Origin of the sequence: Eggerthella sp. BIOML-A1, from assembly GCF_009875595.1 — a bacterium.
GTDB lineage: Bacteria > Actinomycetota > Coriobacteriia > Coriobacteriales > Eggerthellaceae > Eggerthella > Eggerthella lenta.
In genome coordinates this window covers 254,875-268,226 of record NZ_WWRZ01000003.1, presented here as the reverse complement: position 1 = coordinate 268,226, position 13,352 = coordinate 254,875, and the positions used below count along the sequence as shown (strand labels likewise).

The 13,352-nt window shown below is 61.1% G+C and carries 11 protein-coding genes; 10 read left to right on the top strand and 1 reads right to left on the bottom strand.

Annotated features, from left to right (window positions below):
* Positions 1-112: 112 nt before the first annotated feature.
* The 10 genes from GT590_RS04655 to GT590_RS04610 all read left to right on the top strand — a co-directional run bounded on the left by GT590_RS04655 (position 113) and on the right by GT590_RS04610 (position 11,194).
* Complete coding sequence (locus GT590_RS04655; protein ID WP_015759933.1) at positions 113-814, top strand: EthD family reductase; 702 nt, start codon at positions 113-115, stop codon at positions 812-814.
* A 70-nt stretch (positions 815-884) separates the two neighbouring features.
* Positions 885-2,984 (top strand): FAD-dependent oxidoreductase, encoded by a 2,100-nt coding sequence (locus tag GT590_RS04650; RefSeq protein WP_015759934.1) that lies wholly within the window; start codon positions 885-887, stop codon positions 2,982-2,984.
* A 27-nt stretch (positions 2,985-3,011) separates the two neighbouring features.
* Positions 3,012-5,072 carry an FAD-dependent oxidoreductase gene (locus GT590_RS04645; RefSeq protein WP_161170930.1) on the top strand — a complete coding sequence of 687 codons (2,061 nt, stop codon included), beginning with the start codon at positions 3,012-3,014 and terminating at the stop codon, positions 5,070-5,072.
* Between the two features lie 184 nt (positions 5,073-5,256).
* Positions 5,257-6,492, top strand: a complete 1,236-nt coding sequence (locus GT590_RS04640) for an OFA family MFS transporter (RefSeq protein WP_009305954.1) — start codon at positions 5,257-5,259, stop codon at positions 6,490-6,492.
* A gap of 127 nt (positions 6,493-6,619) precedes the next feature.
* Positions 6,620-7,318: an EthD domain-containing protein gene (locus GT590_RS04635; RefSeq protein WP_009305955.1), complete on the top strand. Its 699-nt coding sequence runs from the start codon at positions 6,620-6,622 to the stop codon at positions 7,316-7,318.
* A 64-nt stretch (positions 7,319-7,382) separates the two neighbouring features.
* Positions 7,383-8,279 (top strand): SDR family NAD(P)-dependent oxidoreductase, encoded by an 897-nt coding sequence (locus tag GT590_RS04630; protein ID WP_009305956.1) that lies wholly within the window; start codon positions 7,383-7,385, stop codon positions 8,277-8,279.
* A 100-nt stretch (positions 8,280-8,379) separates the two neighbouring features.
* The gene (locus GT590_RS04625; protein ID WP_009305957.1) at positions 8,380-9,135 is read left to right on the top strand and encodes an SDR family NAD(P)-dependent oxidoreductase; all 756 of its coding nucleotides are present in this window, start codon (positions 8,380-8,382) and stop codon (positions 9,133-9,135) included.
* 26 nt (positions 9,136-9,161) lie between these two features.
* A complete protein-coding gene (locus GT590_RS04620) occupies positions 9,162-9,911 on the top strand; it encodes an SDR family NAD(P)-dependent oxidoreductase (RefSeq protein WP_009305958.1) in 750 nt (249 codons plus the stop codon).
* Between the two features lie 12 nt (positions 9,912-9,923).
* Positions 9,924-10,415: a nuclear transport factor 2 family protein gene (locus GT590_RS04615; RefSeq protein WP_015759936.1), complete on the top strand. Its 492-nt coding sequence runs from the start codon at positions 9,924-9,926 to the stop codon at positions 10,413-10,415.
* A complete protein-coding gene (locus GT590_RS04610; protein WP_226844259.1) occupies positions 10,313-11,194 on the top strand; it encodes an EthD domain-containing protein in 882 nt (293 codons plus the stop codon). The genes GT590_RS04615 and GT590_RS04610 overlap by 103 nt, the downstream gene beginning before the upstream one ends.
* Before the next feature lie 373 nt (positions 11,195-11,567).
* On the opposite strand, the gene GT590_RS04605 is transcribed toward GT590_RS04610, so the two are convergent.
* The gene (locus GT590_RS04605; protein ID WP_114513457.1) at positions 11,568-13,271 is read right to left on the bottom strand and encodes an FAD-binding protein; all 1,704 of its coding nucleotides are present in this window, start codon (positions 13,269-13,271) and stop codon (positions 11,568-11,570) included.
* Positions 13,272-13,352 lie beyond the last annotated feature (81 nt).

Here is a 13,352-nt window from a genome sequence, read left to right as displayed (position 1 = left end):
ATGCGGAGTTCGTAGGCGGTGGTTACAGCGGCGATGCTCATGCAGGCGAGGCGCAGGGGAGCTGCCGAAACACGGGGCCATTTGCACGTTCGATTCAAGGAGGGTGATCGCCATGATCAGCAGATGCGGATTGATGCAGAAAAAAGACGGCATGGGCATGGAGGAGTTCAAGGACTACTGGCTGAACGTCCATGGTCCCATCGCAAGCAAGATGGCGAATCTGCGCAAGTACGACCAGCACGTCGTAGTCGATGCCGAGCATCGCCATGCTATCGGACGGGGTTCGGTGGTTATCGACGGGTATTCCGAGCTGCAATTCGACAGTTACGGCGACATGGTCGAGGGCGTGGAGTCGCTGCACGGCGAAGGAGCGAACGATGTCCCGATGTTCGCCAACCCCCATTGCCAAATTCTCGTGCTGGCCAAGCGCGAAGTCATTCGGATCCCGGAGTACCTGCGCGGCAGGAAGCTCATCAAGCGCGTGTCGTTTCTCGGTCGCGCCGACGGCGTTACTTCCGAGCAATTCGTCAAAGAATGGTGGAACGTGCACGACCGCTTGGTGCAGACCGTTCCCGGGTGCGTGGGGTACAACCAGGATCTCGTCATCGACCGCATCGACGGCGGCGTATCCGTTCCGTACGAGGAGCTTCCTGTAGAAGGCGTCGTGGAGATGTGGTTCGAAACGAAAGAAGCGTTCGACGAGTACTACGCTTCCCCCGAATTCGCGCGCGCCTCTGCGCACAGCTCGGAGTTCATCGGGGCGATCAACACCTACCTGACCGAAACCTATCCGGTTGCCTTGCCGTCTGCATAGGAGCCTGCGATCTTCCGTCAAAAAAGCTGCGTTTCAGTAAAGAAGAAGCACGAGAAAAAGGATCAACGATATGAAAGCTTACGAGAAGTTGCTAGAGCCGATAACCATCGGTACCCACCAGTGGAGAAATCGCATGGTCAAAGCGCCGTCGTCCGCGATGTCGTGGGATCCGGGCCAGTTCTGCAACGAGAGGATCATCGGCCTGTACGATGCGATTTCCAAGGGCGGCGCTTCGGCGATCATCTTGGGCGGCATGATCTGCGACGATCCTGCCACCTTGATCGACGATGCCGACGGCGGCGTGTACACCGTGGAAACCTACCCGCTGGGCGGTTTGTACGATGACAAGTTCATTCCCGGCCTTTCTCAATTGGCCGACGCCGTGCACGGGAACGGATGCGAGCTCATCGCCCAGATATTCCAGAACGGTGCCGCCATCAAGACCAAGGGCGGAGCCTGGTGCTCTTCCACGTTGACCGCAGACGAGCTCCCGAGCCCCGAACCGTACTGCAACCCTACGCGCGGCCTTTCGCTCGAAGAGATCGAGGCGTTCAAAGATCGCTACTTCGCAGCGGCCGAGCGCGCCAAGAAGGCCGGTCTCGACGGCATCGAGGTGCACGCGGCGAACGGCTACTTCCTGCTGAGCTTCGTGTCGCGCGTATGGAACCATCGCGACGATCAGTACGGTTGCCAGTCCGTCGAGAACCGCACGCGTTTGGTATGCGAGATCATCCGCGGCGTGAAGGAGCGGTGCGGCGAGGACTTCATCGTGGGCGTTCGCACGAATGGCCAGGAATACGGGCATCCCGATGCCATCACCATCGAAGAGGGCGTGGAGATCGCGAAGTTCTACGATGCTGCCGGAGCCGACTACATCAGCGTGACGGGTTACGGCTACGGTCCGGTTCCCATGCAGTTCGCTCTGGACTACTGGATGTACCCGTCTCCCGACGAGGATATGAAGCAGTTCCTCGATCGTCTGGACGGCGAAGGCCTCTCCATTCCCCCCGCTGCCGCCATCAAGCAGGCCGTGTCGGCTCCGGTGTTCGGCGTCGGCTTCGCAACGCCTGAAAAGGCCGAGGCGGCGCTTGAGAAGGGCGAGATCGACCTGGCGATGTTCGCACGCGCTCTGTGGGCCGACCCCGACATGCCCAACAAGATCGCGGAAGGGGCACCCGAGGACATTCGCCGTTGCAACCATTGCGCAACGTGCGACGAGCTGCGCATGAACGAGACGCCGCACCGCCGTTGCCGCGTGAACCCGGCGTTCCTGCGCGAGCGGGAAATGGCCGTCGTGCCTGCGGAGACTAAGAAGAAGGTGCTGGTGGTAGGCGCTGGCGCCGCGGGTCTCGAGGCTGCCCGCGTCGCCGCCGAGCGCGGCCATGAAGTCACGCTGTGCGAGAAGGAATCCGTCCTGGCCCTCGAGCTCAACCTGGCCACCATGGTGAAGGGCACGGTGTGCGAGAACGTCCCTGCGCTCATCGATTGGCTGACGTCTCAGGCCAAGAAGACGCCGGGGCTTACCATCAAGACCAAAACGACGGTGACGCCCGATTTCGTGCGCGCCATGAAGCCCGATGCGGTCATCGTCGCGACGGGAGGCGTGTACGGCGCGCCCGACGTTCCGGGCATCGACTTGGGTATCGTCTCCACGGTTCCCCAGCTCACCCGCTTGGCCGAAAAGCCGCTCAAGCTCTTCGGCGCAAACGCCATCAACAAGCTCTCTCAGATCGCCCTGCCGGGCATCGGCAAGAACTGCGTCGTCCTCGGAGCTCAGATCGAAGGCGTGCAAGGCGCGATCTTCCTGCGCAAACGCGGAAAAAACGTCACGGTGCTCGAAGATTTGGACACGGTGGGAGAGGGGTTGCCGCCGCGGTACAAGAGCAGGTCGCTTAAGTGGCTGCGGGAAAACGACGTGGAGACGATCACCGGCGTCGAGTACCGCTCGATCGACAAGCGCGGCATCACGTACGTCAAGGACGGCGAAGAGCGCTATCTCAAGGCCGACAGCATCCTGGTGTTCAAGTCTCCCGGTTCCGGCCTGAGCTTGTACGACCAGCTGAAAGACCTGGCCCCCGAGGTGTATCCCATCGGCGCATGCCAGGGACCCGGATCCACGCTCATGGTCGACGCGGTGGGCCAGGGCCGAGCCGTCGCCCTGAAGCTGTAATCGCGAGACGAAGGGAGGGGAGTTTGCATGAAAGGCTTCGAGAAGCTTTTGTCTCCGATTGAGATAGCGCCGAATTTCGTGTTGAAGAACCGGATGATCAAGGCTCCTCAGTCGTCGTGGCGCTGGAACGAGGACTGCACCGCCGACGGCAGCGATGCCATCGCCATGTACGAGAACATGGCGGAAGGGGGAGTTGCGGCTATCGATGTCGCGGCCATACTGTGGGAACCTGCGGGAGGCATCTACCTGGGCGCTTACGACGACAGGTTCATTCCCGGCATGATCGAGCTCAACGAGGCCGTTCACAAGCACGGGTGCCTCACCATCGGTCAGTTGCATCATATCGGTCCTTCGGCCGGCCCGACCCCTGACGGGCCTCCCCCGATCTCGTCCTCTACGTTGTCCGAGGACGAGATGCCGGTTCCCAAGCCGTGGTGCCAAGCCCCTCGCGGCCTGACGGTCGAGGAGATCCACGAGAAGCAGCGCTTGCAGATCGAGGCTGCCGTGCGGCTGCAGAAGGGCGGGTTCGATGCCGTCGAGGTGCACGTGGCTCACGGGTACTTTCTCGACAGCTTCGTCAGCCCGCTTTGGAACAAGCGCGATGACGAATACGGTTGCCAGAACGTCGAGAACCGCACGCGCATCGTGCGCGAGATCATCGAAGGCATCCGCGAGGCGTGCGGCCCCGACTTCGTCATCGGCTGCCGTCTGAACGGGCGCGAATTCCATCCCACGAAGCAGGGTATCACGGCCGAGCAAGCTGCCGAGAACGCCCGAGCGTTCGTGGAGGCCGGCGCCCAGTACATCAGCATCGCCGGATACGGGTACGGTCCCACGCCGTTTCGCTACTGCCCCGACTACTTCCCGTACCCGGAACCCGATCCGTTCATGGAGCCCTTCATGGACGAGTACCGCGGGGTGGGTCTGTGGACGGCCGTTGCTCGGCGGATCAAGGATGCTGTGGACGTGCCGGTCATCACGGCGGGCCGCATGGACGAGAACTTGGCAGAGCGCGTGCTCGAAGCCGGCGATGCCGACGTCATCGCGCTCGGCCGCACGCTGTGGGCCGATCCGTGGTTCGCGCGCAAGGTGGACGAGGGGCGTATCGACGAGATCATGCGTTGCACGCGTTGCGCGAGCTGCGAAGATCCGGTCACGCAACCGCGCATCTGTCGCGTGAATCCCACCTTGGGTCAAGAGCGCCAACTAGCCGCCAAGCCGGTGGCGAAGAAGAAGCGCGTGATGGTGGTAGGCGGCGGTCCGGCGGGCATGGAATGCGCGTGCACGCTCTCCGAACGAGGGCACGAGGTGACCTTGTACGAGAAGGCGGGCGCTTTGGGCGGACGCATCAAGCTGGCGGCCATGATCAAGAGCGGCGGATGCGAAGAGGTCATGCATATCTTCAACCACTTGACCGCCATGATCGAGAAGTCTGACGTCGAGGTGAGGCTGAAAACCGAAGTTGACGAGCAGCTCATCCGCCAAGAAGCTCCTGATGCGGTGGTCGTGGCCACTTCGTCGCCGTATCGCATCCCCGATATTCCGGGCATACATCGCAAGAACGTGTTCACCATCCCGATGATGTCGAAGCTTGCGCAGGTACCGCTCAAGATGTTCGGTCCGGACAAGCTTGCTTCGATAAGCGAGAAGTTCTTCCCCGTAGGCAAGAGGATCGTGATTTGGGGTGCAGGCGCCGAGGGCGCTCAATGCGCCGAGTTCATGCGCAAGCGCGGCAAGGACATCGTGCTGGTCGCCGAAGATGGGGATGTGGGCGGTTTGATTCCGCTCAAGTACAAAGAACGTATCGAGCCGTGGTTCAATCGCGCAGGGGTTCGTGTTGTACGCGATGCCACGGTGGCTGAATTCGGCAAGCAAGGGGCGCTGCTGAGGTTCTCGCAGGGGGGAGAAGAGCTGGTGCCGTGCGATTCCATGATGGTCATGCTGCCTGAGCAGCGCGACCCGGCGTTTTTCGACATGGCCGCGTCGCTCGTCGACGAGGTGTACGAGATAGGCTCGACGCTCGGCGGCGAGAACGCGTTCCTCAAGCATGCGTTCGCCGACGGACGCCGCGTGGGCTGTCTTCTGTAAGGCATCATCCCGTGTCCCGTCGTGTCAATGCGCGCGACTCGGCGGGACACGGAGTGCATGAAGGGAAACCGGAAGCGACGCGAACCGAGGGAGGTGACTGCCGGGCGAAGCCAGGGTTTCGCACGAGACGGACCGCTGTTCGTTTCGGAATGCAATTTCGAAGGTAAACAAGGAGGAAAGAACAATGTCGGTTAAAACTTATCGTCGCGGGGTCATCCTGATCTGCGCGGCCTTGTGCGGTGCGCTGACGGCGTCGTTGAATATTTGGAGCATCTTCCAGAAGCCCCTGATGGAAGCTTATGGCTTCTCGCCTCAGTCGGTGTCGTTCGCCTACACCATCGTTATCGCTATGATCGGTTTGAGCGGTCCCATCGGCGGATGGCTGCAGCGCAAGGCGCCTGCGCATATCATCATGACCGTTGCCGGCATCGGCTTCGGCCTGGGCTGGTTCCTGACGGGCTTTGCCAGCACCATCCCGGTGCTATACATATCGTTCGGCCTGCTGGTAGGCGTGTGCGACGGTATTTGCTACAACCTTGCCCTCGCTATCGCTACGCGGTGGTACCCTGACAAGCGCGGTTTCGCCAACGGCGTGGCTCTGGCCATCATGGCCATCTACCCGTTGTTCACGGCTCCTATGGGCAACATGATCATCGAGAACTTCAACGTGAGCATCGCGTTCAACATCGTGGGCGTGTTCTGCATCGTCGGCTTCATCGTGTTGTCCCGCTTCCTCAAGATGCCTGCTGCTGATTTCAAGCCCGAGGGTTGGAATCCGCCGGCCGAGAGCGATACGAAGCGCGTGAAGAACTACACGTCCGGTCAGATGCTGAAGACCCCGTTCTTCTGGACGCTGCTGCTGTTCTTCGGCACCGTTGCCTGCACCGGTTGCGTGATGCTGTCCACGGTTTCGCTGGTGGGGCAGGTCCAAGCCGGCATGGATGCTGCGACGGGCGCGCTCATGGTGGGCATCTTCGCCATCGCCAACGGCACGGGCCGTTTGGGTCTCGGCGCCATTTCCGATAAGTTGGGGCGTTTCCAAACCATGTTCGTCGCCGTTGCGGTGACGGCGGTCATCCACCTGTTCCTGTTCGCTAATGCAACGAGCACCGCGATCTTCATCGTGGAGGCATGCATTCTGGGTATCTGCTTCGGCGGCATCATGGCCATCATGCCGTCGGTATGCGCCGATGCCTACGGTCCCGGCAATGCGGGCCAGAACTACGGCTTCATGTTCATCGGCTACACGCTGGCCTCGTTCATCGGCCCGGTGGTTTCCGCCAACGCGCTTGCCACCACGGGCAGCTACAGTTCTGCATTCCCGTTCCTCGGTGCCCTCTGCATCGTCGGTCTCGTGCTGCTGTCGCTGGCGTGGATGTTCTTCAAGAAGATGAAGGCTAAGGACGCCGCTGAAGCGTAAAACGCGTATGTGCTGGTCGGATGCATCTTACCAATAAGTGAGTTGCGCACTTTCAAGTGCGTTGTTGAAGGCGCCCAACAGCTGCCGGATACTAAAATTCCCGAACGATCTGAGGAAGGGGTAGGACATGATTTCCAGGATTAGCTTGCTGAAGTGCAAAGAAGGGGTTTCCGAAGAGGCGTTTCGCGAGGGCATGATGGGGGATGTGCGCGACGTGATCGCCCGCATGCCCCAGCTGCGGAAGTGCGAGATCGATTTCGTGACCGATCGCCAGCAGCGCTCTCATCTGGGTCGCGGCGCCATCGACATCGACGGCTTCATCGAGATGTTCTTCGACAGCTACGGCGACATGCAGCAGGCGATGGACGAAGCGGGGGATGCTCTGCTGGCTGCTCTGGAGCCGCTCGTGGAAGAGCCCGTTTCCACGCTGGTTGCGGTGAAGAAGGTGGACACGCCCGTTCCCGCCTACCTCGACGGCAAGGCTATCAAGCGCGTGTCTTTCTGCGATCGCGCGGAGGGCGTCGATGCCGCGACGTTCCATGACGAGTGGTGGTACACCCATTCCCTGCTGGTGAAGCTGATGAGCGGGTACTGCGGCTACAACCAGAACCTGGTCATCGACCGCATGGTCCAAGGCGCGTCCGTCCATTACGCCGACCTGCCGGTCGAAGGCATGGTGGAGTTCTGGTTCGAGGACATGGACGCGTTCGACGAGTGCTACAGCACGGTCGGTTTCAAGCTGCGCGCGAGCGTGCACGCAGCGGAGTTCATCGGCACCGTCACGACGTATTTCGTCGAAGCCGTGCCTGTGGAGCTGCAGAACTAGACGAAGTTCGGACTGCATCGCGAACTCGGCGTGATGCAGTCCTTTTTGGAAGGGGAGCGTTGCTATGAAGTCAAAGCGAGCAGAGTTTTTCGATGATGCCGTTGTCTCGGGTCCTGATCAAAAGGCTTTCGAGGAGAAGATCTACGCCGAAGCGCAGGCCAAACGTTGGCCGCGCGTAGCGGAAGGCACGGGTAAATTCGAAGGTCAGGTGGTCATCGTGACCGGCGCCGCGGGCGGCCAGGGCGAGATGGAAGCCAAGATGATCGCCCAGCAAGGTGCCAAGGTGTACATGGCCGACATCGAAGAAGAGGGATTGAAGCGGGTCGAGGCTGCCATCATTGCCGACGGCGGAGAAGCCGTGGCGTTTCCGATGGACGTTGCCGACGAAGGCTCCTGGCAGGAGCTGGTGAAGAAGGTCGTGGACGAGAGCGGTCGACTGGACGTGCTCGTCAACAATGCCGGGATGTGCCAGAACGGCACCGTCCTCACCGAGACCCGCGAGTCCCTGAACCGCATCATGGACGTGGATTGCTGGGGCGTGTACAACGGCATGCACTATTGCGCACCCGCCATCATCGAAGCGGGCGGCGGCACCATCGTCAACACGTGCTCCTACCAAGGCACGCATTTCGGACCCGGGAGCTTCATCGGCTATGCCATGGCCAAGGCCGCAGTCATGGGCATGACGCGCGCCGCCGCCACCGACCTCGGGACCTACGGCATACGCGTGAACGCCGTGAACCCCGGCCTTGTGCTTTCGGGGATGACCTTGCCGCGCGGCCAGAACCGCAAGGGTCTGGTGGACGCCTCGTCGATGAAGCGTTACGCGCTGCCCGAGGAGATTGCCTCAGTGGTCATGTTCCTTGCTTCGGACGATTCCAGCTTTATCAACGGCGAGTTCATTGCCGCCGATGGCGGTGCCACGACGTATCTTCATCTGGCGACGGCCGACGCAAAGTAACGGCGCGTTCTGCGTCGATGAAGGCGTGCGCCAAAGGGGGAGGGTTGGCGCACGCCGATCGGCGCGCTCGCGGTAACTCATTAAGGAGAAGGGGTGTGTCATGGCTCGGTTCGATAACAAGATCGTGCTGGTCACGGGTGCGGCGAACGGTATCGGGCGTTGCATGGTCAAGTGTTTCCTTGCGGAAGGCGCCGAGAAGCTGGTTGCCGTCGACATCGAGCACGATACGTTAGAGGATGCGTTCGGCGACGAGGATCGCGTTCATACCATACCGTGCGATATCACCGATTACGATGCCGTGCACCGCATGGTCGACGAGGCCGTCGAACGCTTCGGCCGCATCGACATCCTCATGAACAACGCGGGCATCAGCATCAAGGACGGGCAGAAGTACGGTATGCTCACCTGTCCTAAAGATGCTTGGGATCGTGTGATCGCCACCAACGTGAACGGGTCGTTCTACGTGGCGCAGGCCGTTGCCCAGGCCATGGTGGCGAAGAAGACGAAGGGCGTTATCGTGAACACGTCTTCGAACACCTTCCGTTTCATACCGAAGTACCTTGGCGCGTATCCCGCATCCAAGGCGGCCATCGCCGTGTTCACCAAGCAGTTCGCAAAAGAGCTTGCCGAATACGATATACGCGTCAACGCGTTTGGACCCGGTACGACGAAAACCCGCATGAGCGAGCCGACGCGTTTGAACCCGCACATGAACGAGCAGTTCTTGAACGATATTCCCATGCACCGCTACGGCGAAGTGAAGGAGGCCGTGGATGCGGCGCTGTTCCTCGCTTCGGAAGAGTCTTCCTTCATGTTGGGGGAGATCATCTTCGAGGATGGTGGGCAGAGCCTCTAGCTGTGCGTTAGATTAGGAGGACGACAATGGAAAGAGAGCGGTTTGTTGACAAGATAGCCCTGGTAACCGGCGGTGCCAACGGTCTTGGGCGCGGCATGGTCGAGCAACTCGTGAAGGAGGGTGCCCAGGTTGCCATCTTCGACATCGAGGACGATACGATGGAAGAGGTGTTCGGGGGCAACGATCACGTTTTCTGCGTGCACTGCGATGTGCGCGACTACGATCAGGTGCAGGAAAGCGTGCAGAAGGTCATCGATCGATACGGGCGTATCGACGTTTTGATGAACAATGCCGGCATCTGCCATCGGGAGCCGTTTCTGGAGTGCAGCAAGGAGGGATGGCTCGATGTGATGGCCACGAATCTGAACGGCGAATTCTACGTCGGCCAGGCTGTTGCGCGCACGATGGTCGAGCTTGGCGTGAAAGGCTACATCGTGAACACGAGCTCGAACAGCTCCCGCAAGACCATCGGCGGCATCACCCCCTATTGCCCCTCGAAAGCCGCCGTCAAAATGCTTACGCAGGTGATGGCGCTCGAGCTGGCGAAGTACGGCATTCATGTGAACGCGATAGCTCCCGGCACGTCGAAAACGCGCATAGCCGCCGGGACGATCAACGATCCTGAGCGGAGCGCTGCGTTCTTGGCGAAGATGCCCTTCGGACGCTACGGCGAAGTTCGCGAGACGGTCGACGTCGCGCTGTTCCTGGCTTCGGAAGACGCTTCGTTCATTACGGGCGAAACCATCTACAACGAAGGCGGTTTCAGCTTGACCTAGGAAGAGGGAGTTATGGCAACTGTTGAGGAGCTTGAGAAGCGCATCGGGGACTTGGAGGACATGAGGGCGATCGAGCGGTTGCAGGCCGAGTATTGGGATACCCTCGATGCCAAAGACTGGGATGGCCTGAGGGCATGCCTTGTGGAAGATTTCGTGTTCGTCAACAACACGACAGGAGGGCTCTACGAAGGACGAGAGGGGATGCTCGCCACGATGCGAGCCAAGTTCGCAGACGGCGTTACGTCGAGCCATCAAGGACACCATCATTGGATCGAGCTGACGGGCGAAGAAACGGCGCGTTCGCATTGGTCGCTCCAAGACGATCTGTACGACGCGCAGCGCGGAGGCGAGTTCGTGGGCCGTGCCCATTATGATAACGAGTACGTGAAGATCGACGGACGATGGTACTTCGCCAAGATGTCGCTGACGTATCTGCGGGGCGAGGCGAACATCAAAAAGCGCTACGAAGACTGCGCGAACGCCTACCAGGTTTTCATGATGTGAGGGTTGGCTTGATGAAGACCCTGTCCAACGAAGGGAGCGAGCACGTGATTGTTCGGTGCGGATTGCTTAAGAGGAACGACAAGTTCACCCAGGAATCGTTCTCGCATCATTGGCTGCATATCCACGGGCCGATTGCTGCGGGAATGAAGAACCTGCGCGTTTACAACCAGAATCTCGTCATTGACAACGAGCATCGTCACCCGATTATGGGAGGCGCCATCGATATCGACGGGTATTCGGAGCTTCATTTCGATACGTACAGCGAAATGCTCGAAGGGGTTCAGTCGTTGGATGCCGAAACCGGTAACGCCCTTCTCGACGACGCCGAGATCCTTTTGCAGAAGCGCTTGTGCGACATCCTGGTGTTTTCCCGCAACGTGGTGCGCGAAGTTCCTCCGTATCTGCGGGGAAAGAACCTGGTTCATCGCGTGTCGTTCTTGAATCGGGCGGAGGGGGTGAGCGTGGCCGAATTCCGTCGAGAGTGGTGTTATGCTCACGCGAAGCTGGTGGAGGCTGTTCCCGGCCATGCGGGCTACAATCAAAACCTCGTGATCGACCGATTCGTAGACGGGGCGAGTGTTTCCAGCGAGAAGCTTCCCTGCGATGGCATGGCCGAGTTCTATTTCGAGGACATGGATGCCTTCGAGTGCTTCTATGATTCCAAGGAATTCCAACGATTGACGGCTCATGGATCCGAGTTCATCGGCTCGGTTGACACCTACCTCGTCGAGACCCATCCCGTCGTGGCCGGGTCGGCGCGCGGAGGGTACTGCCTATAGGCTGATAATGCGAGACGGACCGACAGCCCGCTTCCTCGGAGGCGGGCTGTCGGTTTTTGAAGCGAAGCGAGGGGTTTGTCTCGCCTCGCTCCCGTTTCGACCGCTCCCTCGCTCCGAGTTGTCCCCGAATGGCAAGCTATGACAAAGTTTGTTTTGGAGAACTTGGCTTTTTGCGAGTGGTGGAATTCGTGACCTGGCCTTATAGGGAGGTCTTTTCCCCGCGGTCGGCTCGAGGCGCTCCAAACTGCGTCGAAGATCGTCACAGGCCCGGTTTTGCGTCCGCACGCTCAGCGAGCGCGGAGAGAAAACGACGAAGACTCCGCTGTTGGTGGCGGAGCCTTCGCGGGGAGGGGACGCGCGATGAAACGTGCGGTTACGCCTTGTCGCCCAGCACCTGGCCGACGGTGTAGCCCATAAGACAGTTTCGGGTGTGGCTCAGGCAGTTCAGGTTGTGCGGATACGTGTTGAAGAACATGCCGCCCGACGTGAGGCCGATGGCGAACAGGCCGTCGATGGGCTGGCGATCCTTGTCGAGCACGCGGCACTCGGTGTCCACCAGCAAGCCGCCTGCCGTGCACAGACCGTCGGCGAACTCCTTCGTAGCGTAGTAGGGCGGCGTGTCGATGGTCATCATCATCTCGCCAGGGAAGTTGAAGTCCTCGTCCTTGCCGGCGGCGGCCATCTCGTTCCAGCGCTCGATGGTGGCGACGAACTGGGCCTCGGGCACCTCCATGAGCTTCGCCAGTTCCTCCAGCGTGTCGGCCTTGAGAGCCTTCTCGCTCATGGCGGCCGCGGTCCACACTTCCTTCGGGCCGTAGCACGAGGAGCTGGGCGTCCAGATCTTGTCGATCTTCTCGCCGATGGCGCTGTCCACCACGTAGAAGTCGTACGTGCCCGGTTGCGCCTGGATGGCCAGCGCCAAATGCCCGTACGGCTCGTACTCGGGCGTGAAGCGCTCGCCCAGCTTGTTCACGCGCAGATACGGCATGAGCTGCTCGGGGTCCAGCATGATGGCGTGCGGGAACTCGTCTTCGGCGGCGCCCACCGCCAGGCCCATCTGATGGCCGTCGCCGGTGTTGCCGAACGCGCCCGTCAGCCAGCTGCCCGGCACGCCGCGCGGACGGCAGCGCTCCTTGAGCATCTGCTGGTTGAACTCGTAGCCGCCGGTTGCCAGCACCACGCCCTTCGCGCAGTTGTACTGCTCAAATCCCTGGTCGCTCTGCACGATGACGCCCGTCACCTTGCCCGAGTCGTCGGTGACCAGCTGGCAGGCGGGGCAGCTGTAGCGGATTTCCACGCCGGACTGCTCGAGGATGCCGGCGAGGATGCCCGCCAGCTCGCCCGGAGGGTAGGGCAGGTTGAGCGACGTGTTCCACGAGCGCGACAGAGAGGTCTTGTCCCATTCGTCGCGGAAGTCGGGAAAGTCGCCCGCGGCGAACGTCAGCGGGTAGTCGTCGAGGTTCTGGTTGTCGAAGTGGCTGATGTACCAGTCCACGGCTTCGCCGTTCTTCTCCAGCCAGTGGCGGTACAGCTCCATGTCGCCCTGGAAAGCGCAGTCGATCATGGCGTCGCTGATCCAGGCATCGGTGTCGTAGGTCATGCCCCAATGCTCGTGCAGTTTGGAGTTCGTGCCGCCGATGGTGGCGGAATTGTAGTTGCCGGTGGTCTGCTTCTCCACGGCCACCGTCTTGAGGCCCTGTTCGGCGCAGGCCAGCGCCGCCGCGTCGCCGGCGGGGCCGAGGCCGCACACCACCACGTCCACGTCGTGCGTGGCCACGATATCGCTTGCTGCGATGGGCTCGGCCACGAAGGCGATCTTGCCCTCGCCGGCGGCGCCCACCTCCACCTCTTCCACCACGGGCCACACGGCCTGGGCGGGGTCGGTGGTCTGCATGGCGCCTGCCGAGGCGCTGCCGGACGCCGAGGCGCCGGATGCGGTTGCCGCGTTCGCGGCATCGCCCGTCGTGCTTTGCGGCGCGCAGCCGGAGAGTCCCGCGAAGGCGGCGAGGCCGGCCGTGGCGGCCGCTCCCGTCAAAAACGAACGGCGGCTGAGCGTGCTCTTGTCAGGCTGGTTCATGGTTCCTCCCTTGATCGATTGAAGCCGCAACGGCGGTCGACGTGTTCGGCCTCGTGCCCCTCGGCGTGGCTTCCTTGCATC